This window comes from Aliiroseovarius sp. S253 (assembly GCF_049800855.1).
Taxonomy (GTDB): Bacteria; Pseudomonadota; Alphaproteobacteria; order Rhodobacterales; family Rhodobacteraceae; genus Aliiroseovarius.
In genome coordinates, this window is the sequence record NZ_JBNAFW010000001.1 from 1,010,441 (window position 1) to 1,030,463 (window position 20,023).

Below are 20,023 nucleotides of genomic sequence, written 5' to 3' on the forward strand. Positions count from 1 at the left end.
ATTGTTTTCAAACGAAAGGGGCATCCACGTGACTCAGATCGGCATTGGCATTCTTGGTGGCGGCTATATGGGCAAGGCCCATGCGGTGGCTATGTCCGCCGTCGGCGCGGTCTTCGGGACGGCGTTGCGCCCGCGTCTGGAAATGGTCTGCGCCTCGTCCCCGGAAAGCGCCGAGCGCTATCGCCATGCCTATGGGTTCGCGCGAGCGACAAACAACTGGCGCAGTTTGGTTGAAGATGATGCGGTCGAGGCGATTGTCATCGCCACTCCACAAGAAACCCACCGGCAGATCGCCGAGGCCGCCTTTGCCTTGGGTAAGCCCGTCTTCTGTGAAAAGCCCTTGGGGGCGTCGCTGGATGACAGTGCGGCTATGGTGGCTGCAGCCGAGGCCTCGGGCGTGACCAACATGGTTGGCTTCAACTACATCCGCACACCAGCCAGTCAATATGCGTGCGCTTTGATTGAGGCCGGAGAGATTGGTGACATCACTTGGTTTCGCGGAGAACACACCGAAGATTTCTATGCGGAACCGCAGACTCCTGCCAGCTGGCGCACCAGCGGGATGGCGAATGGCACGATGGGGGACCTTGCGCCGCATATGGTGAATGCAGCGCTTGCTTTGCTTGGTCCGATTTCCAAGGTCATGGCCGAGGTTGAAACCGTTCACACTGACAGGCCGGGCGGTCGCGTCACCAATGACGACCACGCACAGATGATGTGCCGCTTTGAAAACGGAACGATGGGGCAGATGTATTTCAGCCGCATCGCGACCGGGCGCAAGATGGGCTATGCTTACGAGATCACGGGCACCAAAGGCGCGATCCGCTTTGATCAGGAAGATCAGAATGCGCTTTGGCTGTATCGCATGGATGACCCCGAGGCCGAACGCGGCTTTCGCAAGATCCTGACCGGCCCCGCCCATCCCGACTATGAGCCCTTCTGTCAGGGGCCAGGGCACGGCACCGGGTATCAGGACCAGATCATTATCGAGGCACGTGATTTCCTGCGTGCCATCGAAACCGGCGCGGATGTGTGGCCCACCTTCCGCGACGGACATGAGGTGAACCGGGTGATTGCTGCGGGGCTTGCCTCGTCCGACAGTCAATCCTGGAAAGATATCAACAACTTCTGAGCATCGGAGACACTAAAAGATGAGCATCAGAATTGGCAATGCACCCTGTTCCTGGGGTGTTGAGTTTGCGGATGATCCGCGCAACCCGACGTGGCGATCTGTCCTGACGGACTGTGCCGAGGCGGGCTATAAGGGCATCGAATTGGGCCCTGTGGGGTTCATGCCCGAAGACCCGGCCGAGCTGGGCGAGGCTTTGGCCGAACATGATCTGGAGCTGATCGGCGGCGTTGTGTTTCGCGCGTATCACGACCCCGATGCATGGGACGATGTTCTGGACGCCACGCACCGCACCGCACGCGCCTTGAAGGCGCATGGCGCGCAGCATCTTGTGTTGATCGACTCGATCTCGCCCCGCCGCGCGCCGACCGCCGGTCGGGCTGCTGAAGCCGAGCAAATGGACAAGGCCGAGTGGGTTGCCTATCGTGACCGGATTGCCGAAAGCGCTCGGATTGGTGCCGAGGAGTACGGCCTGACTGTAGGCATCCACGCCCACGCTGCCGGCTTCATGGATTTCGAGCCAGAGCTTGAACGTCTGCTGGACGAGGTCGACGAAAATCTGCTGAAAATCTGCTTTGATACCGGTCATCATTCCTATGCTGGGTTTGACCCGGTGGCGTTCATGAAGCGCCATGTTGATCGGATATCTTATATGCATTTCAAAGATATCGACCCGAAGGTGAAAGCCGACGTGATCGAGAAGCGTACCGGCTTCTATGACGCCTGCGGGCAGGGTATCTTCTGCAATCTTGGCGAGGGCGACGTGGATTTTCCTGCCGTGCGTCAGGTCCTGTTGGATGCAGGTTTTGAGGGCTGGTGCACGGTCGAGCAAGACTGTGATCCGACACTTGATCCAGATCCGGTTGGGGATGCCCGCAAGAACCGTGAATACCTAGAATCCATCGGCTTCAAGTAAGGAGTTCCCGATATGACGAAACTGAAATGGGGCATGATCGGTGGCGGCGAAGGCAGCCAGATTGGTCCGGCACATCGCCTTGGCGCCCTTGCAGATGGACGCTTCGCGTTCACGGCAGGCGCCTTGGATCACCGCCCCGATGTGGGGCGCGACTATGCGCAGCGTTTGGGCATCGCGGCTGATCGTGCCTATGGCGACTGGGAAGAGATGCTGGCCGGTGAAAAAGGTCGCGACGACCGGATTGATCTTGTGACCGTTGCCACGCCCAACGCGACGCATTTCGAAATCACCAAAAGCTTTCTGGAAGCCGGCTTCAACGTGCTGTGCGAAAAGCCGATGACCATGACGGTCGAGGAAGGTGAAGAGATCGTGAAGATCGCCGAAGCATCGGGCAAGATCTGCGCCGTGAACTACTGCTACTCGGCCTATCCGATGGTGCGGCAGGCGCGCGCGATGGTGCGCACGGGCGAGATTGGTAAGGTTCGTCTGGTCGTCACCAGCTTCAGTCATGGGCATCACGGCGATGCGACGGACGCGGACAATCCGCGCGTCCGTTGGCGCTATGATCCTGAAATGGCAGGAGTTTCCGGGCAGTTCGCCGATTGCGGCATCCATGCCTTGCACATGGCGAGCTTCATTTGTGACGACGAGGTTCAGCGCCTCTCGGCCGACTTTGCCTCGACCATTCCCTCACGTGTTCTGGAAGATGATGCGATGGTCAACTTCCGCATGGAAGGCGGCACTGTCGGCCGGCTTTGGACTTCGTCTGTGGCCATCGGTCGTCAACACGGATTCGACATTCAGGTGTTTGGCGAAACCGGCGGTCTGCGTTGGGCGTCTGAGCAACCCAATCAACTGGTCTATACTCCAGTTGGTGGGCGCACGCAGATCATCGAAAAGGGCGAAGGCGGTCTACACGAAGATGCCCAACGTCTAAGTCGCGTGGCCATCGCCCATCCCGAGGGCTTCCCGCTGGCCGTCGCCAATATCTATTGCGATCTGGCCGACGCCATTTCCGGCGCGGATCGCGACGGTTTGCCCAACGCGGCGGACGGTGTGCGGTCGATGGCGGCGGTTCACACGGCAGTGGCGTCAGCAAAGGGTGGCGGCACCTGGATGGACGCGCGTCCGCCGATGTTCCGATAAGCTTACAGGGCGGGGCGCAATGTGCCCCGCTCGACGATCGAACAGGGAAAGATCCGGGCCTCGGGATAGCGGTCCGGTTCGTTCAGCATTGCGACCATCAGCTCTATGGTCGAGGTCACGATCTGCCGGATCGGCTGGTGGATCGTCGTCAGGTCGATGTTTTCCCAGCGCGCCATTTCCATATCGTTCAGGCCAATGATGCCTATGTCCTCGGGGACGCGCAGGTTGCTGTCTTCGATGGCAGATAGGGCGCCGATCGACAGCACGTCATCGCCGCAAAAATAGGCTTGCGCGGGATTGGAGTCGATCAGCCTTAGCATCTCTTTCCGCCCGGCTTCGAACGAATATGCCTCGGCGAAAGAGTGCGTTGTCTGGATGTCGGGGTGCCTGGTCATTTCTGACTTGAACCCAGCAAAACGGTCTTGTGTTGAGGTGGCATCCTCGGGTCCGCCCATGAAGGCTACGTGTGAGTACCCGCGCGCGATCAGGGCCTTCGCCGCCATGCGGCCGCATTCCACGTTGTCGATGCCGACCACATGCACCTGTGGGGCCGACGAAGAGCGGCCAAAGCTGTGTACGACAGGAACGCCCGCATCGCGGAACGCTTTGGCAAAACCCGGCGGCAATGTAGACGATGCGACAACGACGCCATCGACAGAATACTGACGCAACATCCGCACCGAGTTCTCGGGATCCGTTTCGTCGGTCAGGTTGACCAGAAGTGGGCGCAAACCACGATCCTGCAGGCCCCGGGTAAACAGATCAAATACTTCAAGGAAGATGGGGTTGTGAAAGTTGTTAGAGACAAGCCCGATCAGCTTTGTACGCCCCGTGGTCAGAGAAGAGGCCAGGGCATTTGGGCTGTAGCCGAGCTCGCGCGCGGCCTTCTCGACTTTGCGGCGCATCTTGTCGGAGACCGAGGCGCCATCGGTAAAAGTACGCGATACAGCAGAGCGGGATACGCCTGCGCGTTCTGCAACCTCTTTCAACGTAACGGCCATGCTTTATTTGCCTTCTTAACTTGCCTCTGCGATCCTTTTAGCGGGTTTCTGTGGTCTCTGCAGTATGAAATGCACCACACTATTTTGCAACCGGTTGCAAAATGAGGCCAGATGTGTTTAAACTCGAGTCGGAGAGGCGGAGAAGACCGCTCTCGCACCGTGAAAAGGTGAATTTTTGGGAGGAAATCATGACTTCACTTACGAAGAAACTCGCGCTTGCGGCTGCCGTGGCTGCTGCGCCGCTGATGGCGGCGACCACCGCCTCGGCCGAGGGCGAGAAATACATTCTTGTCAGCCACGCACCTGACAGCGACAGCTGGTGGAACACCATCAAGAACGGTATCGCGCTTGCTGGCGAACAGATGGGTGTCGAGGTTGAATACCGTAACCCGCCAACCGGTGACCTAGCTGATATGGCCCGCATTATCGAACAGGCCTCAGCATCCGGCCCGAACGGCATCATCACCACGCTGGCGGATTACGACGTTTTGTCCGGTCCGATCAAATCGGCCGTGGATAGCGGTGTCGATGTGATCATCATGAACACAGGCACCCCCGATCAGGCCCGCGAAGTTGGCGCCCTGATGTATGTGGGTCAGCCCGAGTATGACGCTGGATATGCCGCTGGTCTGCGCGCAAAAGGCGACGGCATCGGGTCGTTCCTCTGCGTGAACCACTATATCGTACAGCCGTCCTCGCAAGAACGTTGCCAGGGCTTTGCTGATGGTCTGGGCATCGATCTGGGTGACCAGATGATCGACGCGGGGCAGGACCCGGCAGAAATCAAGAACCGCGTGCTGGCCTATCTGTCGGCCAACCCTGATACCGACGCCGTGCTGACGCTGGGGCCGACCTCGGCTGATCCGACCATTCTGGCGCTGGAAGAGAACGGCATGGCCGGTGACATCTATTTCGGTACATTCGATCTGGGTGGCGAAATCGTCAAAGGCATCAAAGCTGGTGTGATCCAGTGGGGTATCGACCAACAGCCTTTCCTGCAGGCCTACCTGCCGGTAGTCGTGATGACCAATTTCCATCGCTATGGCGTTCTGCCGGGCAACAACATCAACTCGGGTCCCGGTTTCGTAACTGCCGATGGTCTTGAGAAGATCGAGATGTTTGCAGGCGAATACCGCTAACACTCTCCCAAAGGGCGGCCGGAGCAATTTGGCCGCCCTTATTCCATCCTGATTAAGGACACAGAGGCTTACCATGTCCAATGCACCCACCGAAACCGCGGTTGACGAAAGGATCAAGACACGATCCCGCTTCCGCGAAGCGATGATCCGCCCGGAACTGGGCGGGATTGTCGGCACCGTCGCCGTTTTCACTTTCTTCCTGCTGTTTGCCTTCGACAGCGGCATGTTCAACAGCCAAGGCATCATGAACTGGTCGACCGTATCGGCCCAATTCATGATCATCGCCGTAGGCGCCTGCCTTCTGATGATTGCGGGCGAGTTTGACCTCTCGGTTGGCTCAATGATCGGGTTCGCAGGTATGCTGATTGCGATCTTTAGTGTGACACTTGGCTGGCCGGTCTGGTTGGCGATCCTGCTCACCTTCGTAATGTGCATCGCGATCGGAGGGGTGAACGGGTACATTGTGATCCGTACCGGGCTGCCAAGCTTCATCGTAACGCTGGCGTTCCTGTTCATTCTGCGCGGTTTTGCGATCTTCCTCCCGCAGGTGATCGAGCGCAAAACCATCATTGGTGGGATCAAGGATGTGGCCGAGGGGGACTGGCTGGCTCCGGTCTTTGGTGGCAAGATCCTCACTGGCCTGTTCCAGTGGATGGGCGACACAGGCATCATCGCCGTTTTCGAACGTGGCACACGCAAAGGACAGCCCGTCGTTGATGGCATTCCCATGCTGATCATCTGGGCCATTATCCTTGTCATCTTTGGTCACGTGCTGCTGACCAAGACAAAATTTGGCAACTGGATCTTCGCCGCTGGTGGCGACGCCGAGGCTGCTCGCAACTCGGGCGTTCCGGTCAACAAGGTCAAAGTCCTGATGTTTATGTTCACCGCGTTCTGCGCCACCGTATTCGCAGTCTGTCAGGTGATGGAGTTCGGTTCGGCCGGTGCTGACCGCGGGCTTCTTAAGGAATTCGAAGCGATCATCGCCGTGGTCATCGGTGGCGCATTGCTGACAGGTGGTTATGGATCGGTTCTTGGCGCAGCCCTTGGCGCGCTGATCTTTGGCGTCGTTCAGCAGGGATTGTTCTTTGCCGGCGTCGAAAGCAGCCTGTTCCGCGTGTTCCTAGGGGTGATCCTTTTGGGTGCCGTGATCCTGAACACCTATATTCGTCGCATCATCACAGGGGAGCGTTGATATGAATCCGGAAAAAGCTCCAATTATCCAGATGAAGAATATCGAGAAGCATTTCGGTAGCGTGATCGCGCTGGCCGGTGTGTCGCTCGAAGTTTTCCCCGGGGAATGCCACTGCCTTCTTGGCGACAACGGCGCCGGCAAATCGACCTTCATCAAAACCATGTCTGGCGTACATCAGCCGACACATGGCGAGATCTACTTCGAAGGCAAACCGATGAGCTTTGGCGACCCGCGTGATGCGATCACAGCAGGGATTGCGACAGTGCACCAGCACCTTGCGATGATCCCCCTGATGTCGGTCAGCCGCAACTTTTTCATGGGAAATGAGCCGGTGAAGAAGGTCGGGCCAATGAACTTCTTTGACCATGACCATGCCAATCAGGTCACGATGGACGAGATGCGCAAAATGGGCATCAATCTGCGTGGCCCGGATCAGGCCGTAGGCACGCTTTCGGGTGGCGAGCGCCAAACCGTTGCCATTGCACGTGCCGTGCATTTTGGCGCTAAGGTGTTAATCTTGGACGAACCGACTTCAGCTCTGGGTGTACGCCAGACTGCGAACGTTCTGGCCACGATCGACAGAGTGCGCAAGCAGGGCATCGCTGTGGTGTTCATCACGCACAACGTCCGTCATGCGATGGCTGTCGGGGACCGGTTCACCGTTCTAAACCGCGGCCAAACACTGGGTACGGCTCAACGCGGGCAGATTACACCCGAGGAGTTGCAGGATCTGATGGCCGGTGGACAGGAACTTGTCGCCCTCGAGGGCAGCCTGGGTGGCACCGTGTAAGGATTGATGGCTGTTTCATTCGGCCTGAAATCAGAAAGAGAGGCGGAGCTGCGAAGCTTCGCCTTTTCATGTTTTCCTGAGCCACTTTTGCTGCGTGAGAAAGCGCGAAGACACTGGCTTAGCTGAGACTAGTGCGAATTAGTGCTGCCAGCACAGACACATTCTGTGATCTCTACGTTCCTATTCTTGGTAGTGGATCCTGAGTGGTTAAGGCGTTCTCGGTTCATGTACGCTTTGAAGTGATTTCTAGGTCTTCATAGGGTCCAAAGCGACGAACTTAGATTTTCGTGAAGATTGGGGCTCCTTACGGGTAAGGATATTGCCGGGCAAAGAGCGCGGCATACCACCAGGTATCGAAAGCCTTGGCACCGCTGCAGTGCCAATTGACCTTATAAGGCACATCGCTGCTTCCACCGCGATCAGCATCATCAAACGCAGGCCAATCACGTATTAGCTTTTGGAGCTAGGCTACTAAAGAGTGAGGTAATGGTACTCCTTCCCGCAGCAAAGGCAGAGCGTTGTGTCAAAGAAGTGGACCCGGGGATCAGACTGGGCGGTCGGCTTGGGGCACCCGATCTATTTGAGGTGGAGATGGGGCGTTTCTTGGTGATGCTCGCGTGTAATATTTTTGCGTATTTTCAGTCGTTTCCACATGATTGTTGCATTGCGGATACTCACGTGCTTCACTGACGGCGCAGCTCGGAGCAGTGACGCCGAAAGGCCGATACATCCGGGAAATCAGCCGCGAGGGCTGGTGACTGGCCGTGAAACCGAAGATCCGCGGCCCTTCAAGTCAAGAAGATCTGGATAGGGAAAACCCCAACAATGAAAAAAACTATCAAAGGTGCACTTGGTGTAGCTGGTGCTTTGTTTGCGTTCAGCCAAGGCGCTACAGCGGAGGAATGCGGCAAGGTTTCCATTGCCGAAATGAACTGGGCCTCGGCCGAGTTGATGGCGAATGTTGACGCCATCATTTTGGAAGAGGGCTTCGGTTGTGACGTCGAGAAAGTGCCTGGTGCCACCACCACCACATTTGCCTCGATGAATGAAAAGGGTCAGCCCGATGTGGCGCCCGAGCTTTGGACCAATGCCGTGCGCGAGCCTCTGGCTGTGGCCACTGGCGAAGGCTCTATGGTTATCCTGAACGAAGGCCCGATCACCGAATTGGGCGAAGGCTGGTGGGTTACGCCCGCATTTGCAGAAGCCAACCCTGATCTGAACACGGTTGAGAAGGTGCTGGCGCGCCCGGACTTGTTCCCGGATGTGGAAGACCCCTCGAAAGGGGCGTTCATAACCTGTCCGGCGGGCTGGGGCTGTCAGTTGACCAATGCCAACCTGTTCCGTGCCTTTGGTATGGAAGAAAAAGGCTGGGTTCTGGTTGATCCGGGTTCGGCTGCAGGTCTGGATGGTTCGATGGCGAAAGCTGCTGAACGTGGTGAGCCCTGGTTCGGTTACTACTGGTCGCCCACCGCGCTGATCGGCAAATACCAGATGGTGAAGCTTCCGTTTGAAGCCGAATGGGCTGGATCCGAAAACTGGGACGGCTGCATGGTGAAAGCGGAACAGGATTGTGCTGATCCGAAGCCTTCATCGTGGACTGTGTCCGAGGTCAGCACCGTTGTGACCGACGATTTCGTCGCCAACTCTGGTCCTGCCCAAGAGTATTTCAAATCGCGCGTCTTCCCGGGTGCTGTGATGAACGAGATGCTGGTCTATATGACGGACAATCAGGCTACTGGCGAAGACGCGGCCTATGAGTTCTTGGCCACGCACGAAGATCTGTGGACCACTTGGGTTCCGGCAGATGTGGCCGAAAAGATCAAAGGCGCGCTTTGATCCCTAGGGATCGCGCAGCCGAATTGATCGCAGCCGAGGGCACCTTGTGTGTGCCCTCGGCCAATGCATGAATAAGCAAAAAATACAGGGGGGCAGGACATGGAGTTTCTGACCGAATTCCCATCACTTGGGCGCAAGGACCTGAGTGCGCTCAGACGTGCCATCGACGGCACGTTCCGCGAATTTACCCGCGCATGGGGCGAAACAATTGAAGCGGTCTTTACCCCGCTTCTAAGATTTCTAGTCTGGTTTGAGGACCTGCTGCTGGCCACGCCATGGCCGATCATCATTTTTGTTCTCTGTGGCTTGGCTTATGCAGGCGCCCGGTCATGGAAGATTACAATTGGGGCAGGGATCTGCCTGTTGGTCATCGGTTTTTTCGGCATGTGGGAAGACACCATGTCGACGCTGGCGATCATCTCGGTCGCGACCTTCTTGTGTATTCTCGTGGGTATTCCGTTGGGGGTCCTTATGGCACGCTATGATCGCGCACAGTCGATCATCACACCCATCCTCGACGTGATGCAGACCATTCCAAGCTTTGTCTATCTGATCCCGGTGGTGATGCTTCTGGGCATCGGCAAAGTACCGGGCCTGTTGGCCGTGTGCATCTATGCACTGCCGCCCATCGTGCGTCTGACAAATCTGGGCATCCGACTTGTGGACAAACAGGTGATGGAAGCCGCCGAGGCGTTCGGCGCGTCCTACAAAGAAAAGCTGTTTGGGGTGCAGATCCCATTGGCACTGCCCAACATCTTCGCAGGTGTGAACCAGACCATCATGATGGCACTGTCAATGGTTGTGATCGCCTCGATGATCGGTGTGCAGGGGCTGGGGGTCCCGGTTCTGCGGGCCATTTCAAACCAATATCTGGCTCTTGGTCTTATGAACGGTCTGGCCATCGTGGCATTGGCCATTATCTTCGACCGCGTCAGCCAGACCTATGGCAAACGCCTTCAAGCCTACCGGGAGAGCGGCCATGACTGATGATATCAAGATCTCGATTCGTAATCTGTACAAGATCTTTGGCAGCAATCCAGCGAAGGCAATGGAGAAGGTACGCGGGGGTCTGTCCAAGGACGACCTGTTAGAGCAAACCGGCCACGTGCTTGGCTTGAATGATATCTCTTTGGATATGCACGATCGCAAGATCCAAGTCGTGATGGGCCTGTCAGGGTCGGGCAAGTCAACGCTTATCCGTCACCTGAACCGGTTGATCGATCCCACGGCTGGCGAGGTCATCGTGGACGGCGAAGACGTGCTGGCGATGGATGAGAATCGTCTGCGTGATCTGCGCCGTTTCAAGATGTCGATGGTGTTTCAAAAGTTCGCACTTCTGCCCCATCGCACGGTTCTGGAAAACGCCGAATATGGTCTGCTTATTCAGGGGATCAAGGAAGATGAGGCAGGAAAACGCGCGCGTCATTGGCTCGATCGTGTGGGCCTGACAGGGTACGAGGATTACTATCCCGGCCAGTTGTCCGGCGGCATGCAACAACGCGTTGGACTGGCCCGCGCTTTGGCGACGGATGCCGATATTCTGTTGATGGATGAAGCATTTTCCGCACTCGATCCGTTGATCCGCATGGACATGCAGGGGATCTTGCTGGAGCTTCAGGAAGAGCTGCATAAGACCATTGTCTTCATCACCCATGATCTGGATGAGGCACTGCGTCTGGGCGACAATATCGCGATCCTGCGGGACGGTGCGTTGATCCAGACCGGCGATGGACAGGACATCGTGCTGCACCCGGCGGACGATTACATCGCGGACTTCACGCGCGAGATCAACCGCGCCAAAGTGGTGCGCTTGCGCGCGCTTCAAAAGCCCCTGAACGGGGCAGCTCCGGCGGGCGATGCTCTTGCAGACAGTATGGTCCTAGAGGATGCCTTGGAAGTGATTGCGGGTGCCGAAGGGCATATCGTGCCGGTCAAGGATGCGAATGGAAATGTCACCGGGCAGGTTCATCTGGCCGATGCGGTCGCCGCGATGCACGCCTGATCCGACTGGTGAAAATGCAGAAGGGCGGCCAATTGAGCCGCCCTTTTTCGTGCCCGGAAACTGGCTATTTGCCTTTCCAGACCGGATCGCGTTTTTCGGCAAAGGCACGCGCACCTTCCAGTTGGTCTTCTGAGCGATAAAGCTTCTCGACCGTCTCGAACTGGCTTTTGGTGATCTTGTTGAGCGCGTCTTGGAACTTCATGTCCTCAGCTTCGCGTACGACTTCCTTGATCGCGGCGTAAACCAGCGGCGGGCCCGAGGCCAAAAGCTCGGCCAGCTTGCGCGCCTCGGCCATCAGCTCGCCCGCCGGATAGACATGGTTGATCATCCCCCAACGCGCGGCTTCTTCGACATCAATCCACCGCCCGGTCAGAAGCATCTCCATCGCAATGTGATATGGGATCCGCTTGGGCAGCTTGATCGAGGCCGCGTCCGCCACCGTACCGGACCGGATTTCAGGCAGCGCAAAGCTTGCATGATCAGCGGCAAGGATAATGTCTGCCGACAGTGCCAGCTCCAGCCCGCCTCCACAGCAGATACCGTTTACGGCCGCAATGACGGGCTTGTTCAGCCCGCGTAGTTCCTGCAAGCCACCAAAGCCACCGACACCATAGTCGCCATCCACTGCGTCACCCTCGGACGCTGCTTTCAGATCCCAGCCGGGGCAGAAAAACTTCTCGCCCGCGCCTGTGACCAGTGCCACGCGCAGTTCAGGATCGTCGCGAAAGGCGGTGAAAACGTCCCCCATGATCCGACTGGTGGCCAGATCAATGGCGTTGGCCTTGGGACGGTCCAGTGTGACCTCAAGCACATGGCCATTGCGGGCGGTGCGGATGGGGCCGTCGGTCAGGTTGGTCAGGTCGGTCATGTCTCTCCTCCGGTGCGGATCAGGGCGTCTGCGGCTATGGCGCGATCGGCCATGACCATCAGTGGGTTCACTTCAACTTCGGCCACGGGGTTGGCCATTACATAGGACTGGATTGCATCGACCGCGTCCAGAACAGCGTCCAAATCAGCGGGCGGCGCCCCACGATATCCGGCCAGCAGTGGCGCGATTTTCAACTGTCCAAGCGCGCTGCGGACGTGGTCACGGCTTGCGGGCACCAACAGAGAGCGGCTGTCCTTTAGGATCTCGGTCAGTGTGCCGCCCGCGGCCAGTGTCAGCACATAGCCATGGGCCGGGTCGTGGGTCACCCCAACCAGCAGTTCGGCCAGTGCGCCGGTCAGCATTTCTTCGACAAGGAAGCTGTCTGTGGGCATGGTTTGCGCTGCAGCTTCGACGTCTTTTGCGCTGGTTAGGTGCAGTGCTACCGCTCCGGCTTCGGTTTTGTGGGCGATGCCTTCGCCTTTCAAAACGACAGGGAACCCCAAAGACTGGGCCGCATCAGCAGCGGCCGTGATGGAGCCAACTCGTTCAAACCCCGGCACACGCAGTCCAAAGGCAGCCAGTGCGGTTTTCGCTTGGGCCTCGGATAGAGTGATGCCTTTGTCGGAAGGTGACGTCAGGAAGAGCGGTTCGGCAGCGAGTCTGGGCAAATTAGCGGCCAAATCTATCGCTGCCATCGCCGCATCCATCCCCGAAAACGGCACGATTCCGCGCGCCATCAAGTCAAGGGCCACCTCTTCGGGCATCGTATCGGTAAGCGAGGCCAGAATGCCCATTGGGCGTCCCGTGGCCTTCATGGTCGCCTCGACGGCATCTATCACCTTGGTCCATTCGGAACTGTCACAGCGATCCGATCGAGGGAAGTCCAGAACCACCAGCCCAAACGACAGGTCGCCCTGCATAAGCGCGGTGAAGGTCGCCGTCATTGCGGTCACGTCGCCCCAGATATAGGTGTGGTAGTCCAAGGGATTGGCCAGCGATACTTTCGGGCCCAATGCCGTGCGCAACCCGTCAGACTGAGCGGGTATAAGGGATGGGAATTCAACGTGGAGCGGATGGGCCGCATCTGCGATCAGGCTGGCCTCGCCACCCGAACACGAGGCCGAGGCGATCCGGTTCGAGCTAAGCGGACCCGCGATGTGAAGCAGTTTTAATGCCTCAAGGAAGGTCGACAGATCGTCCACTTGTCCGATCCCCAAACGCTCTAGCAGCGCCTGTGCACCGGCATCGCTGCCCGCAAGAGATGCGGTGTGTGAGATCGTGGCGGCACGAGCCTGATCCGAACGTCCGACCTTCAACGCGACGATGGGTTTTCCAAGCTCTGCTGCACGCTGCGCCAGCGCTTCGAAAGCGCGCAGATCGCCGATCCCTTCGATGTGCAACCCCAGCGCCGTGACCCGGCTGTCCTCGAGCAAAGCTTGTCCGATGTCGGCCAGTCCGGTTTGCGCTTGATTGCCTGCCGTGACCACGTAGGCGACGGGAAGGCCGCGTTTCTGCATGGTCAGATTGATCGCGATGTTGGAGCTTTGGGTGATGATCGCCACGCCGCTGTCACAGCGCGTGGCACCATGCTGGTCGGGCCAAAGTGCTGCGCCGTCCAAAAGGTTCAAAAGGCCATAGCAATTGGGACCGATGATCGGCATGTCGCCAGCGGCTTCCAGAAGCGCCTGTTCTAGCGCTTCACCATCGTTAAGTTCAGCGCTGGCTTCCCGAAAGCCAGATGCGAAGCAAATCGCGCCACCTGCACCGACAGCAGACAGCACTGCCACAGCCTCGATGGTCACGTTGCGGTTTACGCCGATAAAGCTTGCGTCAGGGGCAAAGGGCAGGGCTTCGACTGATGGGTAAGCGGCCAGCCCGCCGACTTCGGGTTTCGTCGGGTGGACGGGCCAGATGTCGCCCTGAAAACCCACTTTTCGGCATTGCTCGATCACATTGGCACACCACACCCCACCGCCAATCACAGCGATAGAGCGCGGACGCAAGAGCCGGTCAAGGCGGCTCATCTTAGGCCCCCAGTGGCCGGAACAGGTCACGGCTGATGATGTGGCGCTGGATCTCCGAGGTACCGTCCCAGATCCGCTCGACGCGCGCATCGCGCCAGAAGCGCTCGATGGGGAAGTCGTCCATAAGGCCCATACCGCCGAAGACCTGTAGGCTGGCATCAGTCACACGGGCGAGCATTTCGGACGCATAAAGCTTTGCCGATGCGATCTCGCGGTTGGCAGGTAGGTTTTGGTCCAGCCGCCATGCGCCCGACAAGGTCAGCCAATCAGCGGCGTCGATTTCGGTGATCATGTCGGCGATTTGGAAGCTGACGCCTTGGAACTTGGCGATGGGCTGGCCGAACTGTTTGCGGTCGGCAGCGTATTCGACGGCAAGATCGAAGCACCGGCGTGCGCGCCCAACGCAGAAGGCTGCGACGGTCAGGCGGGTGGCATAGAGCCATTCGTTCATCACGGCAAATCCACCATCGACCTCGCCCAACACTTGCGCGTCGGGCAGGCGGCAGTTGTCGAAATCAAGCACATAGTTCTTGTAGCCGCGATGGCTAACGGACTTGTACCCCTCGCGCACGTCGAAGCCCGGTGTCCCGCGATCTACGAGGAAGCAAGTGATGCGTTTCTTTGGTCCTTTGGGCGTTTCATCCACACCCGTTGCGATGAAAACAATAAAGAAATCAGCGTGTTCCGCGCCAGAGATGAAGTGCTTTGATCCGTTCAGAACCCAATCTCCTCCGTCACGAACTGCACTGGCTTTCATGCCGCGCACGTCAGATCCGGCGTCCGGTTCGGTCATGGCCAGCGCGTCCATCTTCTCACCTCGAACAGCGGGCAGTAGATAGCGGTCGCGTTGGTCGCCCTCGCAGGCCATCAGGATATTCTGGGGGCGCCCGAAGAAATGGGTGAGCGCCATTGAGCCGCGCCCCAGTTCGCGTTCGACCAGCGTGAAATCAAGATGGGACAGCCCCGCACCTCCGACCTCTTCCGGGAAGTTGCAGGCATAGAAGCCAAGGTCGACGACCTTCTGCTTGATCTCCATCCCCAACTCGTGGGGCACTTGCCCCGTGCGCTCTACCTCGGCCTCGTGCGGGTAGATTTCATTCTCGACAAACGACCGCACGGTCGAGACGATCATTTCCTGCTCATCAGACAATCCGAAATGCATCACGCGTCTCCTTTGGCGTGCAGTTTGGCAAGCGCCTCGACCCGTGCTTCGACGGCCGGGGCAGGTGGGCAGGATTTGCGGGTGTTCAGGTCCACGTGCAGCAGGAACTGGTCGCAGGTGGCCAGCAAGCCGTCATCTGACGCGCGTTTCATTTCATGCCACAAACGCAGTTTCTTGCCTTCACCAAGGGTAACGGTCGTATCCACATAGACCGCTTCGCCCGCATGGCATTCATCAATGTACTTGATGTTTGTTTCTGCCGTGAAATAGCTAAGGCCCGAGGCGATATATTCGGGATCCGCCCCGACATGGATCATGATGCGGTCGGCGGCGTCCGAGAAGACCTGCCCATAGCGCCCTTCGTTCATATGGCCGTTATAGTCGGTCCAGTCGATCGGCACGTCTCGCGCCACGGTGCGCATCGGTGTCTCGTCAGACATGGCAGGCCACAGCCCCCCTTCGTGATCCCGGATCACGCGTCCAGCGCCCGAGCCATCACCGCGTGCCTTCAGAGCACGTAACATGGACACGAGGTTGTCATCACGCAGGCGTTCCAGCTCACGGATCGACAGGTGACCGGATTGGGCGTCGGACTGGCCCGCGATCAGGTCCACCAGCTCGTCCGTGAACTCTGGCACGTCCATCAGCTTGGTCCATGGCCACGACAAGCAGGGGCCAAACTGTGCCATGAAGTGCTTCATGCCCGCCTCACCACCAGCCACGCGGTAGGTTTCAAACAGACCCATTTGCGCCCAGCGAAGGCCAAAGCCCATGCGAATGGCCTCGTCGATTTCCTCGGTCGTGGCGATGCCGTCTTTGACCAGCCATAGCGCCTCGCGCCAGACGGCTTCAAGGAAGCGGTCAGCGATGTGGGCGTCGATTTCTTTGCGAACCTTCAGGGGGTACATGCCGATGCCGCTTAGGATATCGGCGGCGCGGGTGCAGGTGTCTGTGTCCCCAACCAGTTCGATCAGTGGCAGAAGGTAGACCGGATTGAACGGGTGCGCGACGATCGCGAGTGCGCCTTTCTCGTTTAATTCCGAGGGCTTGAAGCCAGATGTTGATGAGCCAATGATGGCTTCATCCGGTGCATGTTCCATAAGTTCGGCGAACACTTTGTGCTTCAGGTCCAGCCGTTCCGGTACGCTTTCCTGAACCCAGCTCGTGCCTGCTACGGCCTCGGCCAGATCTGCGTGATAGGTCAGTTTGCCTTCGGGTGGCAGAGCCGTTTCATAGAGCCCCGGAAGCGCGCGGCGCGCGTTGGTCAGCACTTCGCTGATCTTTCGCTCGGCCTCGGGGTCGGGATCGAACACCGCCACGTCCCACCCGTTCAGAAGGAAGCGTGCGGCCCATCCGCCGCCGATCACGCCACCGCCAATAATCGCTGCTTTCATTGTCATTTACCCAACTAAGCTTTCTGTATGTCCATCCACGGCCAAAGCCTGACCAGACACTTTGCAACTGGCGTCTGACGCCAGAAAAAGTGCCGTGTCTGCCAGGTCATCCGCCGTGACCCATGTTTTCATCGCCACGCCCGTGACATAGCGCTTGCGCAGTTCTGCCGGGTCCAACCCGTGCGCCTCAGCTTCGCGGGTGATCACCCGTTCCATGCGTGGGCCTTCGACGGCCCCAGGGCAAAGCGCGTTCACGCGGATGCCATAAGGCCCAAGCTCTGAGGCCAGCGTTTTCATCAACCCGATCACGCCCCATTTGGCCGTCGCGTAAGGCGAGCGCATGGGATAACCCCAAAGACCCGCCGTGGACGACGTAAGAAGCATGCTGCCGCTGCCCTGTTCCTTCATGTGCCGTGCTGCCCAACCACAGGCCAGAAACGCGCCATCTAGATTGGCGGAAATGCAAGCGCGCCAGTCCTCAAGCGACAAATCCTCGATCGCACCAGCCGGACCGCCCGTACCCGCATTGGCGCAAAGCATGTCCACGCCGCCCCAGTCGCGGTCGAGTTGGTCAAATAGCACCTGCATCTCGTCGGGTTGCGTGACATTGGCCGTGACCGAAATCACACCGGGCAGGGCGCTTGCGGTTTCTGCCAACGCCTCGGCGTCCATGTCGCAGATTGCGACCTTGGCCCCAGCCGCGTGGAAACGGCGGGCGAAACACGCACCAATGCCGCTACCGCCGGCAGTGATTAGAACGCGTTTACCCTCAAGCCCGTTCATACAGGGGCTCGTTTGGTCAGGCCGAGCTTCTTGCGCACCTCATCGGGACCAATAACCTGTGCCCCCATGCCTTCGATGATGCCACGTGCGCGGGTCACAAGCTGTTCGTTTGTCGCCAACTCACCCTTGCCAAGCCACAGGTTGTCCTCCAGCCCTACACGCACATTACCACCTGCCAAGACTGTCGCGGCCACATAAGCCATCTGGTTGCGCCCAAGCCCAAAGGCCGAGAAAGTCCAATCGTCCGGCACATTGTTCACCATCGCCATGAGGGTGTTCAGATCATCCGGTGCGCCCCACGGCACGCCCATGCACAGCTGTACAAGGGCGTTGGGTTCCAAGACTCCTTCTTTCACCAGCTCTTTTGCGAACCATAGATGGCCGGTGTCGAAGGCCTCGATTTCCGGTTTCACGCCAAGGTCGGTCATCATCTGGCCCATGGCGCGCAGCATGCCGGGCGTGTTGGTCATCACGTAGTCGGCTTCGGCAAAGTTCATCGTGCCGCAATCCAGCGTACAGATCTCGGGTAGACATTCGGCAATATGCGCGACTCGTTCCGCAGCACCCACCATATCTGTTCCGGCCTCATTCACCGGGAAAGGGGCGTCGGTCGGGCCGAAGGTAATGTCGCCGCCCATCCCGGCGGTCAGGTTCAGAACCACGTCAACCTCGGCATCGCGAATGCGGTCGGTGACCTCACGGTACAGCTTCAGATCACGCGAGGGCGTGCCGGTTTCAGGATCACGGACGTGGCAGTGCACAACGGCGGCACCTGCCTTGGCGGCGGCAATGGCGCTGTCGGCGATTTCCTTTGGGCTGCGTGGCACATGGGGCGAGCGGTCTTGGGTGGACCCCGACCCTGTGACGGCGCAGGTGATAAAAACGTCCCGGTTCATGGCAAGCGGCATCCTGTTCCTCCTGATGCGGAATTTCACATGTTCATGACAGGGGGAATTGACGGAGAATAATATGCGTAGTTAGTAGAAACTATGCGAAATTGGTCAAATTCAATCGCTGCAACGCGGCAAATCACGTTTCTGGTGTTCCAAGAGTTCTCGAACCACGGGCTGGCCAACCTGATGGAGCCATTCCGAGCGGCGAATTCTCTTTTGCGCAGACAGGCCTATCGTTGGCAGATCATTACGCCTGACGACAGGCCGGTCACGTCGTCCAGCGGATTGCCAGTGATGCCAACGATGCCGCGTAAGGATCTGGGGCGGGGGGATTTGCTGTTTGTGATCTCAAGCTATGGCCAGAAAGAACTGGCAACTCCCGCAAACAGTGCCATGTTGCGCAGCCTTGCGCGCCAACACAGGCGCGTGGGCAGTATTGATACGGGCAGTTGGCTGTTGGCGCAGGCAGGTTTGCTGGACGGGCGGCGTGCCACCATTCACTTTGATCTGAGCGACTCTTTTGCTGAGCGGTTTCCCCATGTGGACGTCGAGCGGATGCGCTGGGTCGAGGATGGCGACCGGATCACCTGTGGCGGGGCGACGGCTGGGTTTGATTTGTCATGTGAGCTGATTGGGCAAGATCACGGGGCGGCTTTGGTACTTGAGATTGGCCAGATGTTCCTGTCTGGCATGCCCAGTCAGCCCCGTACGGTGTCGCGCCTTGGGGGGGACCGACGGGTGGATCGGTGTCTGTCCGAGATGTCGGCCAATATCGAGGCACCCTTGCCAATGCCAGAATTGGCTCGACGTGCAGGATGCCGTCAGCGCGATTTAGAGCAGCGATTTCGTAAGCTGTTCGGTGCGTCTCCACAAAAGGTCTATCGACGTCTGCGTTTGGATGCGGGCAAACGAATGTTGCAAGAAGGCGGTCTGGCCGTGGCTGAAGTCGCGCTTCGATGTGGCTATGCCGACGCCAGTGCTTTTGCCCGTGCATTTCGCGAGGAATACGGCGCACCGCCTCGTTCATTTCTGGACCGAGGGGTGGGTTATGGTAGCGGGTAGGCGCCGATAACGGGGCCGTGAAGCAGGATCAGAAGCACATAGACCCCAAGGCCAATGACTAGTCGGAGCAGCCCGTTCAGGCTGGGGCGGATGTGTCGGGCGGTGGTCGACAGGTGTTGCCAGTTTTCAGCCCCCAGAACACGTTTCTGCCGCCGGTCGATGATCCGCATGCCAAGGGCCGAGAACCCCGCGAAGATGCCAAACAGGATCACATGGGCGAGAGTGCCATTGGGCACCAGATGCCCCAGCGCCCAAAGCAAGAGGGCCACCAGAAGCGGGTGGCGCATCCAGCCGACAATACCGGGGGTCTTGGGATCAAACAGATGATTTCTGCTGCCCCCGAAGGACAAAGGGTTGGGGCGCGCAACGGCAAGGGCGGCGATGATTGTTGCCCCCGCCATTGCAAGGAGCGTCACATGGTTTTGCCAAAGTGACCAAGGCCATAGCTGGACAATCGGGGCGCGATTTGCGGCGATGATAACAAAGCTTAGGGCGGCGATGGACAGAACTGAATAGCCCAGCGTGAAGCCGCGTCCACCGACACGCGCCACGATACGCGACTTGTTTGTTGGACGCACCGGGATCGAGTGGGTCAGGAAAAACAGAAGGATCGCAAGTGCGTATATGATCCAGTCTAGCATAGCCTGTCCTTAAAGCAGTTTCGTTTTCGCTGCGCTTTAACC

The 20,023-nt window shown here is 58.5% G+C and carries 18 protein-coding genes; 10 read left to right on the top strand and 8 right to left on the bottom strand.

Annotated features, from left to right (window positions below):
* Positions 1-28: 28 nt before the first annotated feature.
* Genes ACP15F_RS05025 through ACP15F_RS05035 form a run of 3 tightly spaced genes read left to right on the top strand, consistent with a single transcriptional unit; the run spans position 29 to position 3,191 of the window.
* Entirely contained in the window at positions 29-1,132 is a 1,104-nt protein-coding gene (locus ACP15F_RS05025; RefSeq protein WP_424939731.1) for a Gfo/Idh/MocA family protein, read from the top strand.
* Positions 1,133-1,151: 19 nt separating this feature from the next.
* Positions 1,152-2,045, top strand: coding sequence for a TIM barrel protein (locus ACP15F_RS05030; protein ID WP_424939732.1), 894 nt, complete (start codon positions 1,152-1,154; stop codon positions 2,043-2,045).
* 12 nt (positions 2,046-2,057) lie between these two features.
* Entirely contained in the window at positions 2,058-3,191 is a 1,134-nt protein-coding gene (locus ACP15F_RS05035) for a Gfo/Idh/MocA family protein (RefSeq protein ID WP_424939733.1), read from the top strand.
* A 2-nt stretch (positions 3,192-3,193) separates the two neighbouring features.
* Here the strand turns inward: ACP15F_RS05035 and ACP15F_RS05040 are convergent, their stop codons facing one another.
* A complete protein-coding gene (locus ACP15F_RS05040; RefSeq protein ID WP_424939734.1) occupies positions 3,194-4,192 on the bottom strand; it encodes a LacI family DNA-binding transcriptional regulator in 999 nt (332 codons plus the stop codon).
* Between the two features lie 188 nt (positions 4,193-4,380).
* Here ACP15F_RS05040 and ACP15F_RS05045 point away from each other — a divergent pair, with 188 nt between their 5' ends.
* The 6 genes from ACP15F_RS05045 (at position 4,381) to ACP15F_RS05070 (ending at position 11,154) form a co-directional block, all read left to right on the top strand.
* Positions 4,381-5,331 (top strand): sugar ABC transporter substrate-binding protein, encoded by a 951-nt coding sequence (locus ACP15F_RS05045; protein ID WP_424939735.1) that lies wholly within the window; start codon positions 4,381-4,383, stop codon positions 5,329-5,331.
* Positions 5,332-5,404: 73 nt separating this feature from the next.
* Complete coding sequence (locus ACP15F_RS05050) at positions 5,405-6,526, top strand: ABC transporter permease (RefSeq protein WP_424939736.1); 1,122 nt, start codon at positions 5,405-5,407, stop codon at positions 6,524-6,526.
* 1 nt (position 6,527) lies between these two features.
* Positions 6,528-7,316 carry an ATP-binding cassette domain-containing protein gene (locus tag ACP15F_RS05055; RefSeq protein WP_424939737.1) on the top strand — a complete coding sequence of 263 codons (789 nt, stop codon included), beginning with the start codon at positions 6,528-6,530 and terminating at the stop codon, positions 7,314-7,316.
* Positions 7,317-8,141: 825 nt separating this feature from the next.
* Positions 8,142-9,152, top strand: a complete 1,011-nt coding sequence (locus ACP15F_RS05060) for a glycine betaine ABC transporter substrate-binding protein (RefSeq protein WP_424939738.1) — start codon at positions 8,142-8,144, stop codon at positions 9,150-9,152.
* A 99-nt stretch (positions 9,153-9,251) separates the two neighbouring features.
* Positions 9,252-10,139 (top strand): ABC transporter permease, encoded by an 888-nt coding sequence (locus ACP15F_RS05065; protein ID WP_424939739.1) that lies wholly within the window; start codon positions 9,252-9,254, stop codon positions 10,137-10,139.
* A complete protein-coding gene (locus ACP15F_RS05070) occupies positions 10,132-11,154 on the top strand; it encodes a quaternary amine ABC transporter ATP-binding protein (RefSeq protein ID WP_424939740.1) in 1,023 nt (340 codons plus the stop codon). The genes ACP15F_RS05065 and ACP15F_RS05070 overlap by 8 nt, the downstream gene beginning before the upstream one ends.
* A 64-nt stretch (positions 11,155-11,218) precedes the next feature.
* Here ACP15F_RS05070 and ACP15F_RS05075 read toward each other — a convergent pair whose 3' ends face one another.
* Genes ACP15F_RS05075 through ACP15F_RS05100 form a run of 6 tightly spaced genes read right to left on the bottom strand, consistent with a single transcriptional unit; the run spans position 11,219 to position 18,293 of the window.
* Entirely contained in the window at positions 11,219-12,004 is a 786-nt protein-coding gene (locus ACP15F_RS05075) for a carnitinyl-CoA dehydratase (protein WP_424940944.1), read from the bottom strand.
* Positions 12,005-12,018: 14 nt separating this feature from the next.
* Positions 12,019-14,046: an acetate--CoA ligase family protein gene (locus tag ACP15F_RS05080; protein WP_424939741.1), complete on the bottom strand. Its 2,028-nt coding sequence runs from the start codon at positions 14,044-14,046 to the stop codon at positions 12,019-12,021.
* A gap of 1 nt (position 14,047) precedes the next feature.
* Positions 14,048-15,208 (bottom strand): acyl-CoA dehydrogenase family protein, encoded by a 1,161-nt coding sequence (locus ACP15F_RS05085; RefSeq protein ID WP_424939742.1) that lies wholly within the window; start codon positions 15,206-15,208, stop codon positions 14,048-14,050.
* Positions 15,208-16,608: a carnitine 3-dehydrogenase gene (locus ACP15F_RS05090; RefSeq protein ID WP_424939743.1), complete on the bottom strand. Its 1,401-nt coding sequence runs from the start codon at positions 16,606-16,608 to the stop codon at positions 15,208-15,210. Before ACP15F_RS05090 ends, ACP15F_RS05085 begins: the two co-directional genes overlap by 1 nt.
* On the bottom strand, positions 16,609-17,385 hold the full coding sequence (locus tag ACP15F_RS05095) for an SDR family oxidoreductase (protein ID WP_424939744.1): 777 nt from the start codon (positions 17,383-17,385) through the stop codon (positions 16,609-16,611).
* Positions 17,382-18,293: a 3-keto-5-aminohexanoate cleavage protein gene (locus tag ACP15F_RS05100; protein WP_424939745.1), complete on the bottom strand. Its 912-nt coding sequence runs from the start codon at positions 18,291-18,293 to the stop codon at positions 17,382-17,384. Before ACP15F_RS05100 ends, ACP15F_RS05095 begins: the two co-directional genes overlap by 4 nt.
* 81 nt (positions 18,294-18,374) lie before the next feature.
* Between ACP15F_RS05100 and ACP15F_RS05105 the strand changes: the two genes are divergently transcribed.
* On the top strand, positions 18,375-19,340 hold the full coding sequence (locus tag ACP15F_RS05105) for a GlxA family transcriptional regulator (RefSeq protein ID WP_424939746.1): 966 nt from the start codon (positions 18,375-18,377) through the stop codon (positions 19,338-19,340).
* Here the strand turns inward: ACP15F_RS05105 and ACP15F_RS05110 are convergent.
* Positions 19,325-19,981: an NnrU family protein gene (locus tag ACP15F_RS05110; protein WP_424939747.1), complete on the bottom strand. Its 657-nt coding sequence runs from the start codon at positions 19,979-19,981 to the stop codon at positions 19,325-19,327. The two genes, ACP15F_RS05105 and ACP15F_RS05110, sit on opposite strands and share 16 nt — an antisense overlap.
* Positions 19,982-20,023: the final 42 nt, after the last annotated feature.